This is a genomic window from Kutzneria viridogrisea DSM 43870, from assembly GCF_000525635.1.
In the GTDB taxonomy this organism is placed as follows: Bacteria; Actinomycetota; Actinomycetes; order Mycobacteriales; family Pseudonocardiaceae; genus Kutzneria; species Kutzneria viridogrisea.
Window position 1 is genome coordinate 2,935,938 of the sequence record NZ_CP007155.1, and the last position, 14,546, is coordinate 2,950,483.

Annotated in this window: 14 protein-coding genes; 8 read left to right on the top strand and 6 right to left on the bottom strand. The window is 69.8% G+C overall.

What is annotated here, in order from left to right:
• Positions 1 to 9 precede the first annotated feature (9 nt).
• From hydA to KALB_RS13160, 3 genes are all read right to left on the bottom strand, one after another.
• On the bottom strand, positions 10 to 1,398 hold the full coding sequence (gene hydA / locus KALB_RS13150; protein ID WP_025356176.1) for a dihydropyrimidinase: 1,389 nt from the start codon (positions 1,396 to 1,398) through the stop codon (positions 10 to 12).
• A gap of 73 nt (positions 1,399 to 1,471) precedes the next feature.
• Positions 1,472 to 2,314: a nitrilase-related carbon-nitrogen hydrolase gene (locus KALB_RS13155; RefSeq protein WP_025356177.1), complete on the bottom strand. Its 843-nt coding sequence runs from the start codon at positions 2,312 to 2,314 to the stop codon at positions 1,472 to 1,474.
• A gap of 49 nt (positions 2,315 to 2,363) precedes the next feature.
• Positions 2,364 to 3,905, bottom strand: coding sequence for an NCS1 family nucleobase:cation symporter-1 (locus KALB_RS13160; RefSeq protein WP_025356178.1), 1,542 nt, complete (start codon positions 3,903 to 3,905; stop codon positions 2,364 to 2,366).
• Between the two features lie 152 nt (positions 3,906 to 4,057).
• Between KALB_RS13160 and KALB_RS13165 the strand changes: the two genes are divergently transcribed.
• Positions 4,058 to 4,846, top strand: a complete 789-nt coding sequence (locus KALB_RS13165) for an alpha/beta hydrolase (RefSeq protein ID WP_025356179.1) — start codon at positions 4,058 to 4,060, stop codon at positions 4,844 to 4,846.
• A gap of 62 nt (positions 4,847 to 4,908) precedes the next feature.
• Complete coding sequence (locus KALB_RS13170; RefSeq protein ID WP_030111097.1) at positions 4,909 to 5,253, top strand: DUF4333 domain-containing protein; 345 nt, start codon at positions 4,909 to 4,911, stop codon at positions 5,251 to 5,253.
• Here the strand turns inward: KALB_RS13170 and KALB_RS13175 are convergent, their stop codons facing one another.
• Positions 5,254 to 6,363 (bottom strand): glycoside hydrolase family 3 N-terminal domain-containing protein, encoded by a 1,110-nt coding sequence (locus KALB_RS13175; protein ID WP_201771919.1) that lies wholly within the window; start codon positions 6,361 to 6,363, stop codon positions 5,254 to 5,256.
• Between the two features lie 268 nt (positions 6,364 to 6,631).
• Here KALB_RS13175 and KALB_RS13180 point away from each other — a divergent pair, with 268 nt between their 5' ends.
• The 5 genes from KALB_RS13180 to KALB_RS13200 are packed head-to-tail and all read left to right on the top strand — an operon-like array spanning position 6,632 to position 11,525.
• Positions 6,632 to 7,393, top strand: a complete 762-nt coding sequence (locus KALB_RS13180) for a DeoR/GlpR family DNA-binding transcription regulator (RefSeq protein ID WP_025356182.1) — start codon at positions 6,632 to 6,634, stop codon at positions 7,391 to 7,393.
• 34 nt (positions 7,394 to 7,427) lie between these two features.
• Complete coding sequence (locus KALB_RS13185) at positions 7,428 to 8,795, top strand: ABC transporter substrate-binding protein (protein ID WP_025356183.1); 1,368 nt, start codon at positions 7,428 to 7,430, stop codon at positions 8,793 to 8,795.
• Entirely contained in the window at positions 8,795 to 9,715 is a 921-nt protein-coding gene (locus KALB_RS13190; RefSeq protein WP_025356184.1) for a carbohydrate ABC transporter permease, read from the top strand. The genes KALB_RS13185 and KALB_RS13190 overlap by 1 nt, the downstream gene beginning before the upstream one ends.
• Positions 9,712 to 10,539: a carbohydrate ABC transporter permease gene (locus KALB_RS13195; RefSeq protein ID WP_025356185.1), complete on the top strand. Its 828-nt coding sequence runs from the start codon at positions 9,712 to 9,714 to the stop codon at positions 10,537 to 10,539. The genes KALB_RS13190 and KALB_RS13195 overlap by 4 nt, the downstream gene beginning before the upstream one ends.
• Positions 10,536 to 11,525 carry a zinc-dependent alcohol dehydrogenase family protein gene (locus KALB_RS13200; protein ID WP_025356186.1) on the top strand — a complete coding sequence of 330 codons (990 nt, stop codon included), beginning with the start codon at positions 10,536 to 10,538 and terminating at the stop codon, positions 11,523 to 11,525. The genes KALB_RS13195 and KALB_RS13200 overlap by 4 nt, the downstream gene beginning before the upstream one ends.
• A gap of 24 nt (positions 11,526 to 11,549) precedes the next feature.
• Here KALB_RS13200 and KALB_RS13205 read toward each other — a convergent pair whose 3' ends face one another.
• Both KALB_RS13205 and KALB_RS13210 read right to left on the bottom strand, forming a co-directional pair.
• A complete protein-coding gene (locus tag KALB_RS13205; RefSeq protein WP_025356187.1) occupies positions 11,550 to 12,779 on the bottom strand; it encodes a YibE/F family protein in 1,230 nt (409 codons plus the stop codon).
• Positions 12,780 to 12,851: 72 nt separating this feature from the next.
• Positions 12,852 to 13,619 carry a MerR family transcriptional regulator gene (locus KALB_RS13210; RefSeq protein ID WP_025356188.1) on the bottom strand — a complete coding sequence of 256 codons (768 nt, stop codon included), beginning with the start codon at positions 13,617 to 13,619 and terminating at the stop codon, positions 12,852 to 12,854.
• 104 nt (positions 13,620 to 13,723) lie between these two features.
• Between KALB_RS13210 and KALB_RS13215 the strand changes: the two genes are divergently transcribed.
• A complete protein-coding gene (locus KALB_RS13215) occupies positions 13,724 to 14,308 on the top strand; it encodes a GNAT family N-acetyltransferase (RefSeq protein WP_025356189.1) in 585 nt (194 codons plus the stop codon).
• Positions 14,309 to 14,546 lie beyond the last annotated feature (238 nt).

A 14,546-nucleotide genomic window follows, 5' to 3' on the forward strand; every position in this document is an offset into this window, starting at 1 on the left:
GGACCCTTCTCAGTTCAGGTACTGGTTGAGTTCGCGGGACAGGAACCTGCCGTGGCCCCGGCCGCCGTGGAAGCCGCTGCCGTCCACGACCACCCTGCCGCGGGAGAGCACGGTGTCGACCCTGCCCTTCAGCCGCATCCCCTCGTACGCCGAGTAGTCCACGTTCATGTGGTGGGTTTCGGCGGACAGGACCTGGGTGGCCTCCGGGTCGTAGACGAGGATGTCGGCGTCGGAGCCGGGGGCGATCACACCCTTGCGGGGGTAGAGGCCGAACATGCGGGCGGGGGTGGTGGAGGTGACCTCGACCCAGCGGGACAGGGAGAGTTCGCCGCCGACCACGCCCTGGTAGATCAGGTCCATCCGGTGCTCGACCCCGGGCATCCCGTTCGGGATCTTGGAGAAGTCCCCGCGCCCCAGCTCCTTCTGCTCCACGAAGCAGAACGGGCAGTGGTCGGTCGAGACCACGGACAGGTCGTTGGTGCGCAGCCCCTGCCACAGCTTGGGCTGGTGCTCCTTGTCGCGCAGCGGCGGGGAGGCGACGAACTTGGCGCCCTCGAACTCGGGCTTGGCCAGGTCCTCGATGGACAGGAACAGGTACTGCGGGCAGGTCTCGGCGAACACGTTCTGACCGGTGTCCCGGGCCGCGGCGACCTCGGCCAGCGCCTGCATGGCCGACAGGTGCACGATGTAGAGCGGGGCACCGGTGACCTTGGCGAGCTGGATCGCCCGGTGCGTGGCCTCGCCCTCCAGCTCCGGCGGGCGGGTCAGCGCGTGCTGCACCGGCTCGGTGCGGCCCTCGCTGAGGGCCTGGGCCACCAGCTCGTCGATCGCGATGCCGTTCTCCGCGTGCATCATGATCGTGCCGCCGTTGCCCCGCGCCCGCTGCATGGCGCGCAGGATCTCCCCGTCGGTGGAGTAGAAGACACCGGGGTAGGCCATGAACATCTTGAAGGTGTTGACCCCCGCGTCGATACAGGCGTCCATCTCCTTGAGCGTGCCGTCGTTCACGTCCGACACGATCATGTGGAAGCCGTAGTCGATGGCGCAGTTGCCATCGGCCTTCTCGTGCCACTTGTCCAGTGTGGACAGCAGCGAGCTGCCCTTGGCCTGCACGGCGAAGTCCACGACCGTCGTGGTCCCGCCATGGGCGGCGGCGATCGTACCGGTCTCGAAGGTGTCCACCGAGGCCGTGCCGCCGAAGGGCATCTCCATGTGCGTGTGGCCGTCGATGCCGCCGGGCAGCACGTACTTGCCCGTCGCGTCGATCACCGTGTCGGCCTGCCCCGCCCAGCCGTCGGGGGCGGTGACGGCGAGGATGCGCTCGCCTTCCACGACCACGTCCGCGCGCACCGAGCCCGTGGAGCTGAGCACGGTGCCGCCCTTGATCAGGATGCTCATCACCGCACCTCGCTAGCGCTCGGTGCAGTGCTTCGCACCGGCCCTGTGCCCATTGGTTCGCTCGCAGGCCCGCTCACGGCTTCACCAGCGAGTCGTAGCTGTCGGGGCGGCGGTCGCGGTAGAAGGCCCACAGGTCGCGGACCTCCTCCAGCAGGCCCATGTCCAGGTCCCGCACCACGATCTCCTCCTCGGTGTCCGAGGCGGCCTCGCCGATCAGCTGCCCGCGCGGGTCGGCGAAGTAGGTCTGGCCGTAGAACTCGTTCTCGCCCAGCGGCTCGACCCCGACCCGGTTGATCGTGCCGACGAAGTACTCGTTGGCCACCGCCGCCGCGGGCTGCTCCAGCCGCCACAGGTACTCCGACAGGCCGCGGCTGGTCGCCGAGGGGTTGAACACGATCTTGGCACCGGCCAGGCCCAGCGCGCGCCAGCCCTCGGGGAAGTGCCGCTCGTAGCAGATGTAGACCCCGATCCGGCCCACCGCCGTGTCGAACACCGGGTAGCCCATGTTGCCGGGGCGGAAGTAGAACTTCTCCCAGAAGCCCTTCACCTGCGGGATGTGGTTCTTGCGGTGCTTGCCCAGGTACCTGCCGTCCGCGTCGATCACGGCCGCGGTGTTGTAGTAGACCCCCGGCTGCTCCTGCTCGTACATCGGCACCACGAGCACGACCCCGTGCTGGCGGGCCACCTCGCACATCAGCTGGGTGGTCGGGCCGTCGGGGATCTGCTCGGTGTAGGAGTAGTAGTCGGTGTCCTGCACCTGGCAGAAGTACGGACCGTAGAACAGTTCCTGCAGGCACACCACCTGCGCGCCCTGCGAGGCGGCGGTGGCGATCGCGTCCACCGCGTTGCGGATCATCGACTCCTTGTCACCGGTCCACCGCTGCTGGATCAGCCCTGCCCTGACGATCTGTGCCACGTGATCTCCTGACTGTTCGGTGTCCAAGGGGACAAGGTATTGCGGGCGATCAGTCCTCGCCCACCGGCAACGGGGTGACCCTCGGCGCGCTGCGCTGCACGGCGGGCCGCGACAGCAGCAGGTACACCAGGAAGGCGCCGATCAGCCCGGCCACCCAGCTGTAGTCGTAGAGCGGCTTGAGCAGCGGGATGAGCCCGTGCTCGGGGAACGGGCCCTGGCCCGGCGCGGAGTAGGCACCGCCAACCGCGAGCACGGCACCGACCACAGTGGACACCAGTGCCCGCCAGTTCCAGCCCCCGCTGAACCAGTACCGGCCACCGGGCCGGTACAGCTCCACCAGGTCCAGCTCGGTGCGGTCGACCACCCAGTAGCCCGCGACCAGCACCCCGGCCACCGCGGCCAGCACCCCGCCGTAGAAGCCCAGCCAGGTGAAGATGTAGATGTGCGGGTCGGAGATCAGCCGCCAGGGCTGGATCAGCACGCCGAGCACGCCGGTGATCAGCCCGCCGGTGGCGAAGGTGATCCGGCGCGGGAAGGCGTTGGAGAAGTCGTAGGAGGGGCTGACCACGTTGGCGGCCAGGTTCGCCGAGACCGTGGCCAGCACCAGCGCGACCAGCGCGACGACCACCAGCACCGGGCTGTCGAAGCGGCTGGCCAGCTGTGCGGGGTCCCAGATCGCGGTGCCGTACAGGGAGACCGCGCCGGAGGTGGTCAGGATGGCCACGATCGCGATGAACGACATCGTGGTGGGCAGGCCGAGCACCTGGCCCCACAACTGCTTGCGCTGGCTGCCGCCGAACCGGGTGAAGTCGGGCATGTTCAGTGAGAGCGTGGACCAGAACGCGATCATCGCCATCAGCGAGGGCGCGAACACCGCCCAGAACCCGGGCCCCCAGCCCAGTGTGGAGGGCTCGGACAGGATCGGGCCGAAGCCGCCCGCCTTGATCAGCACGTAGCCGAGCAGGATCAGGAAGCCCACCGAGACCAGCGGGGCGGTCCAGTTCTCGAACCGGCGGATCGCCTCCATGCCCCGCCAGATGATCAGCATCTGCACCACCCAGAACAGGGCGAAGGACAGCCACATGGTCCAGTGCTGGCCGAGCAGCACGGTCGAGTCTGTCCAGCCGGGACCGGCCAGCTTGCCCACGATGACGTAGACCGCCTCGCCGCCGACCCAGGTCTGGATGCCGAACCAGCCGCAGGCGATGAACGCCCGCAGCAGGGCGGCCAGGTTCGCCCCGCGCAGGCCGAAGAAGCTGCGCGCGAACACCGGGAACGGGATGCCGTAGCGGGTGCCCGCGTGGCTGTTGAGCAGCATGGGGATCAGCACGACCAGGTTGCCCAGCGTGATGGTCAGGAAGGCCTGCACCCAGTCCATGCCCAGCGCGATCAGCGAGGCGGCCAGGGTGTAGCTGGGGATGTTGTGGGCCATGCCCATCCACAGCGCGAAGAAGTTGTAGGTGCTCCACGTGCGCCGCGTGAGCGGGACCGGCGCCAGCTCGGGGTTGTAGTAGGGGCTGTCGGCGATCCGCGCGTCGTCCACCAGCTCGACTCGACCGTCCGGGTGCTCAACCTGGGTGCTGGGGGCCATGGCTGCTCCTGAGGTCACTCGGGCGCGAAGCCAGTATCGTCGGCGCCCTCTGCCCGGTTGGGCAGTGTCACAGTGTCCACGGTTCACGCCCAGTGCGCACAGTCTGTGCACCAGGCAACCGGGACTACCGCCCACACGTCTCTGACAAGGTGATGACCAGGCGGAAGCTGCTGGTGGCGGCGGCGGGGATCGGCCTGCTGGGGGCAGGGCTGGCCGTCGTCGAGGAGGTGCCGCTGCGCAGGGCCCTGGGCCTGGTGGGGCCGGACGGGGTGGTGCCCGACCTGGCCCCGGTGCCGACCTCGGTGCACCGGTTCCACTCGGCGGCCCGCGGCCGGGAGGTCACGCTGGTGGCGATGGTCCCGGCGGCCGACCTGCCGGTGTGCGTGGTGCTGCACGGGCGTGGCAACAACGCCCAGGGCATGGTCGAGCTGGGCCTGCCCCGCTTCCTGGCGGCCCAGCCCAGGAGCGCGCTCGTCGCGGTGGACGGCGGGGACTCCTACTGGGTGGCTCGCGACCCGTCCGACGACCCGCAGGCCATGCTCCGCGAGGAACTGCCCGGCTGGCTCACCGGGCTGGGCCTGTCCGCGCCACGGGCCGCGCTGGGCATCTCCATGGGCTGCTTCGGCGGCCTGGAGTACGCCCGCGACCTGCATGCGGCCGCCGTACTCAGCCCCGCCCTGTTCCGCTCGTGGCCGGACGCCCGCACGATCGACGGGTTCGCCGACGAGGCGCAGTGGGCCGCCCACGAGCCGCTGCGCCACCTGGACCGGCTGCCGCCCCGGCTCGGTGTGTGGTGCGGGCTGGAGGACCCGTTCATCGACTCGGCACGGCTGCTGCCCGCCACGGTGTCGGCCTTCGACCACGGCCTGCACAACGAGGGCTACTGGCGCCGTGTGCTGCCCGACGCCCTGCGCTTCCTCGGCCAGGTCATCCCGGGGTAGTACGGCCGGATCGTCGTCCCGGCTGACGCGCGCGGACCCACGCGGACTGCATCGTTGAGTACATGAGGCGCTTGGTGATCGGACTGTCAGTGGCCGCCGTGCTGGCGATGGGCGGCGTGGCCGGGGTGTTCCTCAGCGGGCCGAGCACGGAGGCCACGGCCAACACCGCCGACGGCAAGGTCACCAGGGCCACCGTGGAGCAGACCCTGGGCGACAAGCTCAGCACCTTCGACGGGCGCAGGCCCGACCACGTGACCTGCGCCGGGGACCTGTCCGCGCTGCCCGGCACGCAGCTGAACTGCACCGCGACCTACCCCGGCGACAGCGCCGACCGCCTCGTCGTCTCGCCGACCGGTTCCCGGGACGGCCAGATCCGCTACGACTTCGTGGTGCTGGCCAACGGCTGATCAGTGCAGGGTCTTGCGCAGTTCCAGCACGCGCTGCGCCGCACCGAGGAAGGCCGCCTGGTCGAGCTGGCCCGACTTGAACGCGGCCGTCAGCGCCCCGCCCGCGGCATCGCCCTGCCCCGAATCCCGCGCCGAGCACAGGATCAGGTCCATGCCCGCCTTGGCCGCCCGCACCGCCCGCTGCTCGGTGCCGCCGAACGCCCTGAGGCCGCCCGCCTCCAGCGCGTCGGTCACGGTGACCCCCTGGTAGCCCAGCCTGCCCCGCAGCTCCTCGCCGACCACCTTCGGCGACAGGCCCGCGGGCAGGCTCGCGTCCAGCGCCGGGTAGGTCGCCCAGGACATCATCACCAGCTTGGCCCCGGCCGCGATCGCCTCGCCGTAGGGCTTCTCGTCCACCGAGCGCAGCTCGTCCAGGGACTCGTTGATCGTCACCGGGGCCTCGTCGGTGTTCTCGCCCGCCGCGGCGGGCCCCAGCCCCGGGAAGTGCTTGACGGTCGCCGCCACACCCGCCTGCTGCTGGGCCGTGACGAACTGCTTGCCCAGCGCGGAAACCGTGTCCGGGTTGGTGCTGTACGAGCGCTGGGCCTGGTCCAGGAAGTCACCCGGCTTGCGGTACACGTCCAGCACCGGCGACAGGTTGAGGTTCATGCCCGCCGCGGTCAGGTTCTGCGCGGCCCCGGTACCCGCCTGTGCCGCCAGGTTCACCCCGTCAGGTGACTGCCCGATCTGCTTCTCGGACAGCTCGGGCGCACCGGGCAGCCGCCGCACCTTGCCGCCCTCCTGGTCGGTCATCAGCAGCAGCGGGGCCTTCACCGGGCTCTGCGCGTTGGCGTCCTTGAGCTGTTGCACGGCGGTGGGCAGCTGCGCGGTGATGTTCTCGCCGAAGAAGATGACCCCGGCCGCCTGGCCCGCCCTGATCTTGTCCAGCAGGCTGGCCGGTGGCAGCGCCCCCTTGTAGGAGTAGACCACCCGCTGACCCGCCAGTTGCTCCGGGCTGAGGCCGGTGGCCAGTGAGTTGCCCGTCAGCTGACCCGGCAGGCCGACCAGTGCCAGCGGTCCCGCCGTGGTCAGCGCGACCACCAGTTTCGCCCAAGCAGGTGTGCTCACCATGTGCCCAGTCCACCACATCCACCGTTGCCTTCTCGTGACCTGGGTGGCCCGGACGGCGGGCGCCGAACGGGCAACGGCTGGGCCCGAATCGGTCATAGATCGTCCGCGGGCCGTGCGCGGCACCAGCTCGGCGCCGAAAATACGGGCAAGAACCGGGCGGCTCGGGGGTGCCTGTGGCGCTGGCCACAGTGTGTCTTCGGTGTGAACCTGTTCCCCACGCCCGAACGGGCACAGGGGACGCCCGAGTCCGGCGAGGAGGAACAAGCAGATGCAGGCCGACGAGCGTCAGCGACACATCCTCGACCGGGCACGCGAACACGGACGGGTGGATGTGGCCGACATCGCCACCGAGCTCAACGTGGCCCCGGAGACGGTGCGCAGGGACCTGCGGCTGCTCGACGAGCACGGCCTGGTCCGGCGCACGCACGGCGGGGCGACCCCCGTGGAGACCGCGGGCTTCGAGACGGGTCTGGCCTACCGGTCGACCTCACGGGTCCAGCAGAAACGCCGCATCGCCAGGGCCGCCGCCGAGCGGCTGGGCGACGCGGAGACGGTGTTCGTGGACGAGGGCATCACCCCGCAGCTGGTGGCCGAGGAACTGCCGACCAGCCGTCCGCTCACCGTGGTGACGGCATCCCTGCCCACGGCCGCCGCCCTGTCGGCCGTGCCCACCACCACGGTGCTGCTGCTGGGTGGCCGCCTGCGTGGCCGCACGATGGCCACCGTCGACCACTGGGTGCTGCGCATGCTCGGCGAGATGGTCATCGACCTGGCCTACGTCGGGGCGAACGGCATCTCCCGCGAACACGGGCTGACCACGCCCGATCCCGCGGTCGGCGCGGTCAAGGCCAAGGCGATGGAGGTCTCCCGTCGCAGGGTCTTCGTCGGCATCCACACCAAGTTCGGCGCGGCCAGCTTCAGCCGGTTCGCCGAAGTCGGTGACTTCGAGGCCATCGTCACCGACACCGCGCTGCCGCCCGCGGAGGTCAGCCGCTACGCGGCGCTGGGCCCGAAGGTGATCAGGGTCTGACGCCCGCTCACTCTGCTGCGAGGAGAACACTGCAATGGCGACATCGGCGTCGCACCGCGCCCTGGGCGCGGCACTGGCGGTCACGGTGGTGGCCGCGACGGCCACCGCGTGCGCGGGGGCGGGCGGGGGCATCGGCCCCGGCGACAGTTCCTCGATCAACGTGCTGATGGTCAACAACCCGCAGATGCTGGACATCCAGAAGCTCACCGCCGAGCAGTTCACCCAGCGCACGGGGATCAGGGTCAACTACACCGTGCTGCCGGAGAACGACGTCCGGGACAAGATCAGCCAGGAGTTCTCCAGCCAGGCCGGTCAGTACGACGTGGCCACGATCAGCAACTACGAGGTCCCGTTCTACGCCAAGAACGAGTGGCTCGCCCCGCTGGACTCGCACATCGCCGCCGACCCCGGCTTCGACCAGGAGGACGTGCTGCCCTCCATGCGTCAGTCGCTGACCGCGGACGACGGGCACGTCTACGCCGAGCCGTTCTACGGCGAGTCCTCGTTCCTCATGTACCGCAAGGACGTTTTCCAGGCCAAGGGCCTGATCATGCCGGAGAACCCGACCTGGCAGCAGGTCGCCGAGCTGGCGTCCAAAGTGGACGGTGCACAGTCCGGTATGCGCGGCATCTGCCTGCGCGGCCAGCCCGGCTGGGGCCAGCTGTTCGCCCCGCTGACCACGGTGGTCAACACCTTCGGCGGCACCTGGTTCAGCAAGGACTGGCAGGCCCAGGTCAACTCCCCGGAGTTCAAGCGGGCCACCCAGTTCTACGTGGACCTGGTGCGCGCCCACGGCGAGGCGGGCGCACCGCAGGCCGGGTTCGCCGAGTGCCTGAACAACATGACCCAGGGCAAGGCGGCCATGTGGTACGACGCCACCTCGGCCGCCGGTCTGCTGGAGGCCCCGGACTCCCCGGTCGCGGGCAAGCTCGGCTTCGCCCAGGCCCCGGTGGACCGGACCAAGAGCTCGGGTTGGCTCTACACCTGGGCCTGGGGCATGCAGAAGGCCAGCACGAAACAGGACCTGGCGTGGAAGTTCATCTCCTGGGCCTCCAGCAAGGACTACGAGAACCTGGTCGGCAGCAAGCTGGGCTGGTCCAGGATTCCCGACGGCAAGCGGTCCTCCACCTACCGCAACCCCGACTACCTGAAGGTGACCAACGCCTTCGCCCCGCAGACGGAGAGGGCGCTCACCTCCGCCGACCCGCGCAATCCCGGCGTGCAGCCCAGGCCAACGGTGGGCATCCAGTTCGTGGACATCCCCGAGTTCACCGAGCTGGCCACCCGCATCTCGCAGGACGTCAGCGCGGCCATCGCGGGTAGCTCCACAGTGGACGAAGCGCTGGACAGCGGCCAGGAACGGGCCGCACGAGTCGCCGCCAAGCACAAGGGAGGACAGTGATGACGACCCAGGCTCTGGCGGCGCCGAGGCGGATGGCCGACTGGGCGCGGCGGGCACCCCTGCTGCCCGCGCTGCTGTTCATGATCGTGGTGACCCAGCTGCCCTTCGTGGCCACGCTGGTGATCTCCTTCCTCCAGTGGAACGCCCTGGATCCCAAGGGCAGAGGCTTCGCCGGGCTGGACAACTACGCCACGGTGATCGTCGACCCCGACCTGCGCTCCTCGGTGCTGTCCACCATCGTGCTCACCGTCAGCGTGGTGCTGGTCAGCCTGGTGCTCGGCCTGGGCCTGGCCCTGTTGCTGGACAAGAAGTTCCGCGGCCGCGGCGCGGTGCGCACCATGCTGATCGCGCCGTTCCTGGTGGTGCCGGTGGCGGCGGCCCTGCTGTGGAAGCACGTGCTGTTCAACCCGGAGTACGGCCTGTTCAACGGGGTGCTCACCTGGATCTGGGGCCTGTTCGGCGGGGCGACCCCGCCGCAGCCGGACTGGATCAGCTCCATGCCCAAGATCGCCATCGAGGCCTCCCTGGTGTGGCAGTGGACCCCGTTCATGATGCTGATCCTGTTGGCGGGCCTGCAAAGCCGTCCGATGGACGCGATCGAGGCGGCCAAGATGGACGGTGCCACCGGCTGGCAGGTGTTCCGCTACCTGACCCTGCCGCACCTGCGCCAGTACCTGGAACTGGGCGGGCTGCTTGGCTCGATCTACATCGTGCAGAACTTCGACGCGGTGTTCACCATCACCTCCGGCGGGCTGGGCACGGCCAACCTGCCCTACACGATCTACCAGACCTTCTTCCAGGCCCACGACTACGGGCAGGCCTCGGCGGCGGGCGTCGTGGTGGTCATCGCCTCGATCATCATCGCCACGTTCGCGCTGCGCGTGGTGTCCTCCCTGCTGCGGAACGAGGTGCAGTCATGACCACCAAGCAGGCGTGGCGGCCGTGGGGCGTGCTCGCGTGGTTCGCCGGCATCCTGTTCGTGCTCCCGGTGCTGTGGATGGTGCTGACCTCGCTGCACAGCGAGTCCGACGCGGCGACCAACCCGCCCTCGATCGCGGCCAAGCTGACCTTCCAGGGCTACGCCGAGTTCTTCGGCGCCACAACGGGTGTCAGCCCCTGGCCGCCGCTGCTCAACTCGGCCAGCGCGAGCATCGGGTCCACCGTCCTGGTGCTGCTGCTGTCCGTCCCGGCGGCCTACGCGCTGTCGATCAAGCCGGTGCGCAAGTGGTCGGATGTGCTGTTCTTCTTCCTGTCCACCAAGATGCTGCCGGTGGTCGCGGGCATCCTGCCGATCTACCTGGTGGCCCAGTACACCGGGATGCTGGACAACATCTGGTTCCTGATCCTGCTCTACACCTCGATGAACCTGCCCATCGCGGTGTGGCTGATGCGCTCCTTCCTTGCCGAGGTGCCCAAGGAGATGCTGGAGGCCGCCGCCATCGACGGGGCGAGCCTGGTCACCACCCTGCGCAAGGTGGTCGCCCCCGTCGCCATGCCCGGTATCGCGGCGACCTCGTTGATCTGCTTCATCTTCAGCTGGAACGAGTTGCTGTTCGCCCGAGTGCTGACCGGTGTCGTCGCGGGCACCGCCCCGGTGTTCCTGACCAGTTTCGTCACCAGCCAGGGCCTGTTCCTGGCCAAGGTGTGCGCTGCCGCTACCGTGATCTCGTTGCCGGTTCTCGTGGCCGGGTTCACCGCCCAGGACAAGCTGGTCCAGGGCCTGTCGCTAGGAGCCGTCAAGTGAGAGCAGCTGTCATCAGCGGTGTCGGTCAGGTCGAAGTGACCACTGTGGACGATCCGACTCCCGGCCGCAGGCAGGTCGTGGTGGACGTGGCCGCCTGCGGGCTGTGCGGCACCGACCTGCACATCCTCCAGGGCGAGTTCGCGCCCACCCTGCCGGTGATCCCGGGCCACGAGTTCGCCGGGGTGGTGGCCGAGGTCGGCGCGGAGGTCACCGAGGTCAAGGTCGGCGACCGGGTGGCCGTGGACCCCTCGCTGTACTGCCACGAGTGCCGGTACTGCCGGGTGGGCCGCAACAACCTGTGCGAGCGCTGGGGCGGCATCGGCGTGTCCACCGCGGGCGGCGCCGCCGAGTACGCGCTCGCCCCGGTGGCCAACTGCGTGAAACTGCCCGACCACGTGCGCACCGAGGACGCCGCGCTGATCGAGCCGCTGTCCTGCGCGGTGCGCGGTTACGACGTGCTGCGCAGCCAGCTGGCCAGCCGCGTGCTGATCTACGGCTCGGGCACCATGGGGCTGATGATGCTGCAACTGGGCAAGCTCACCGGCGCGGCGAGCATCGACGTGGTGGACCTCAACGAGGACCGGCTGTCCACCGCCCGCCAGCTCGGGTGCAGCACCGTGGCGACCACCCCCGACGAGATCGACCGGCCGGGCGGCTGGGACGTGGTCATCGACGCCACCGGCAACGCGCACGCCATCCAGGACGGCATCGACCGCGTGGCCAAGGGCGGCACCTTCCTCCAGTTCGGTGTCTCCGACTACGCCACCCGCGTGCAGGTCTCCCCGTACCGGATCTACAACGAGGAGATCACCATCACCGGCTCGATGGCCGTGCTGCACAGCTACGAGCGGGCCGCCGACCTGTTCGCCACCGGGGTGCTCGACCCCGAGGTGTTCATCAGCGACCGCCTGCCGCTGGAGCAGTACCCGGCCGCACTGGAGCAGTTCAAGGCGGGCAAGGGCCGCAAGATCCAGGTCCTGCCCTGACGGCGTGGGCCGCTCACCCCGTGCTCACAGGGTGAGCGGCTCGGTGGGGTAGTCGTCGGGGCGCAGCGGGCGCGGCTTGCGGCGGCGCACCACGGGCACCGGGACCTTCTCCTGCATGGCGATCAGCGCGGCCAGCACGGTGGTGATCGGCACCGAGGCGACCAGTCCGATGCTGCCCACCAGGGTGCGCAGTAGCTCCTGGGCGATCGTCTCCAGGCCGAGCACCTCGCCTACGCCCTTGCCGGTGGCCGCGTAGGCCAGCAGCAGCGGCAGCCCGGCGCCCGCGTAGGCCATGACCAGCGTGTTCACCGAGGAGGACATGTGGTCACGGCCGATGCGCAGGCCCGCCGCGTACAGCTGGCGCCAGCCCAGCTTCGGGTTGGCCCGCCGCAGTTCCCACACGGCGCTGGTCTGGGTGACCGTCACGTCGTCGAGCACACCGACCGAGCCGATCACGACCCCGGCCAGCAGCAGCCCGCGGGCGTCGAAGCCGTGCCCCAGCACCTGGAGCAGGTTGCTGGTGTCCTCGTTCAGGCCGGTCAGGCTGGCCACCACCGTGAACAGCCAGCCGAGCAGTCCGATCAGCCCCAGGCTGACCAGCGTGCCGACCACGGCCGTCGAGGTGCGCGCGGACAGGCCGTGCGTCAGGTACAGCACCGCGAACATGATCAGTGCCGAGCCGATGATGCCGACCGCGAGCGGGTCCTTGCCCGCCAGGATCGCGGGCAGGATGAACAGGGTCAGCACCACGAAGGTCAACACCAGTGCGAGCAGCGCCTTGGCCCCCTGCCAACGGCCGAGCGCCAGCACGGCGGCCGCGAACAGCGCGGCCAGCACCAACAGCGGGCCGCTGCGCTGGAAGTCGGCCAGTTGGTACGAACTGGGATCCCTGGCGTCACCGCCGTTGTAGGACAGCACCACCTTGTCGTCCACGGAGAACCGCGGGGTGGACGGCTCCACCGGCATGGGCTCGGTCACGGACTGCCCGTCGTCCAGCCGCACCGTGACCTCGTCGCAGCGCTTGCCGCTGCCCCCGGCGCAGTCCACGGACTGCACCCCGGTCACCACGCCGTACACGGTGGTGGTCGGTCCGCCCTGGGTGTTGGCCACCGGCGTGCCACCCCACGGGTAGAGCACCAGCGCACCGACCACTGTGGCCAGCACCAGTGGCAGCAGCAGGCCGATGACCAGTTTGCGCACCTTCGCCGAGGCCGGTGTGCTGGGTCCGTGCGAGTGGCCGTGCCCGTGGGTCATGCCGGTAATCGTGGTGCACGCGAGTGGGCCGCCCGTGACCTGGGTGCCACGGGCGGCCCTTCCCCTCGGGTGTTAGCTCAGTCGGGCCTCGGCGTAGGCGGCCATGGCGTCACGCAGGTACTCGGCCAGCCCGGGGCGGACCGCCTCGATCTGCGAGCGGAACTCCTCGGTGTCCGCGTACATCTCGCCAAGCCCCCGGTAGGAGTGCTTGTTGGGCGTCCATGCCTTGCACACGAAGGCGTAGTGCCCGGCCAGCACGTCCAGCGCGCGCTCCTCGGTCACCGCGACCCCGGCCTCGGCCAGCTCCGCGACCCGCCTCAGGATCGCGGGCCACTCCGCCAGGAACTCGGACTTCTGCTGGTCGGACCAGTCGCGCATGCGGCCCTTGGACTCGTCCAGGTGCTCCTGCACGCCCTCGCCGAAGCGGGCCCGCAGGTACGCCTCGTACTCCTTCTGCCGTTCGCTGTCCACGTCGAAGCCCTCGAACAACCTGTCGGCGGCCATCTCGTTTCCCCCTTCCAGTTGACTGATCGTCTCGGAGACGGTGGCGGCCAACCGGGCGTAGCGCTCCTGTTCGCGCAGCAGCCACTTGTGGTGCTGGCGCAGCGCCGCCACCTGGTCGTGCCGCGCGTCCACGATCTCGGCGACCTGGTTGAGCCCGAGCCCGAGTTCGCGCAGCAGCAGGATCCGCTGCAACCTCAGCAACTGCTCCTGCTCGTAGTAGCGGTAGCCGTTGTTCCCGGTCCACGCCGGGACCAGCAGCCCGATCCGGTCGTAGTGCCGCAGGGTCCGGGACGTCACCTTCGCCATCCGCGCCACCTGTGCCGTTGACCAGCTCATTTCCGCTCCCTCCGCCTCACGGGACCCAGGTTAGAAGTTGACGTAACGTCAAAGTCAACCCGAGTTCCGGGCAAGTCGCTCGACAGCCCGGGGAGGATGCGGGCATGCACGTGCACCTGGAGACCGACCGGCTCGTCCTGCGCCGGTTCACCGAGCGCGACGCCGACCTGCTCGTGGAACTGGACAGCGACCCCGAGGTCATGCGCTACCTCGACACCGGCAGGCCGACCCCGCGCGACGTCGTCGAGCACGAGGTGCTGCCGCGCATCCTCGCCGGGTACCGGCAGCACGAGCGGTTCGGCCGCTGGGCAGCACTGGACCGCGCCGACGGCCGGTTCCTCGGCTGGATCGCGCTCGGACCACCCGGTGAGCGGGGCTGCGAACTGGGCTACCGGCTGCGTCGCGCCGAATGGGGCAAGGGGTACGCCACGGAGGGCGGGCGCGCCGTGATCGGCCTGGGATTCGGTGAACTGGGCGTGCGGCGTGTCTACGCGGAGACGATGTTCGTCAACGCGGGATCCCGGCGGGTGATGGAGAAGTGCGGGCTGAGCTACGTGCGGACGTTCCACGTGGACTGGCCGGATCCCTTGCCGGGCACCGAGTTCGGCGAGGTGGAGTACGCGGTGACGGGTGAGGAGTGGGAGAGGGATGGCGGGGTCCTACGGGGTGCTGCGGGGTTGGGGGCGTAGGAGGTGAGGGGTGGGGGTGTGGGCGCGTGTCGGACGTTCGGGGGTGGTGTGTCGGGCGTTGCGGTGCCGCGTGTTCGGCGTTTCGGGGTGGTGTGTTGGACGTTCGGGTGGGGTGTGTCGGCGTTTGCGGGGTGGTGTGTCGGGCGGTCTGGTACGGCGTGTTCGGCGTTCCGGTGCGGTGTGTTGGCGGTTGGCGGCGTGTCTCGGTCTGAGGTGGGTGAGTTCCGTTGTCTGGTGT

Coding starts and splice junctions, on each gene's coding strand:
- hydA (WP_025356176.1), bottom strand. CDS start 1,398: ATGAGCATCCTGATCAAGGGCGGCACCGTGCTCAGCTCCACGGGCTCG.
- KALB_RS13160 (WP_025356178.1), bottom strand. CDS start 3,905: ATGGCCCCCAGCACCCAGGTTGAGCACCCGGACGGTCGAGTCGAGCTG.
- KALB_RS13165 (WP_025356179.1), top strand. CDS start 4,058: ATGACCAGGCGGAAGCTGCTGGTGGCGGCGGCGGGGATCGGCCTGCTG.
- KALB_RS13170 (WP_030111097.1), top strand. CDS start 4,909: ATGAGGCGCTTGGTGATCGGACTGTCAGTGGCCGCCGTGCTGGCGATG.
- KALB_RS13175 (WP_201771919.1), bottom strand. CDS start 6,363: ATGGTGAGCACACCTGCTTGGGCGAAACTGGTGGTCGCGCTGACCACG.
- KALB_RS13180 (WP_025356182.1), top strand. CDS start 6,632: ATGCAGGCCGACGAGCGTCAGCGACACATCCTCGACCGGGCACGCGAA.
- KALB_RS13185 (WP_025356183.1), top strand. CDS start 7,428: ATGGCGACATCGGCGTCGCACCGCGCCCTGGGCGCGGCACTGGCGGTC.
- KALB_RS13190 (WP_025356184.1), top strand. CDS start 8,795: ATGACGACCCAGGCTCTGGCGGCGCCGAGGCGGATGGCCGACTGGGCG.
- KALB_RS13195 (WP_025356185.1), top strand. CDS start 9,712: ATGACCACCAAGCAGGCGTGGCGGCCGTGGGGCGTGCTCGCGTGGTTC.
- KALB_RS13205 (WP_025356187.1), bottom strand. CDS start 12,779: ATGACCCACGGGCACGGCCACTCGCACGGACCCAGCACACCGGCCTCG.
- KALB_RS13210 (WP_025356188.1), bottom strand. CDS start 13,619: ATGAGCTGGTCAACGGCACAGGTGGCGCGGATGGCGAAGGTGACGTCC.
- KALB_RS13215 (WP_025356189.1), top strand. CDS start 13,724: ATGCACGTGCACCTGGAGACCGACCGGCTCGTCCTGCGCCGGTTCACC.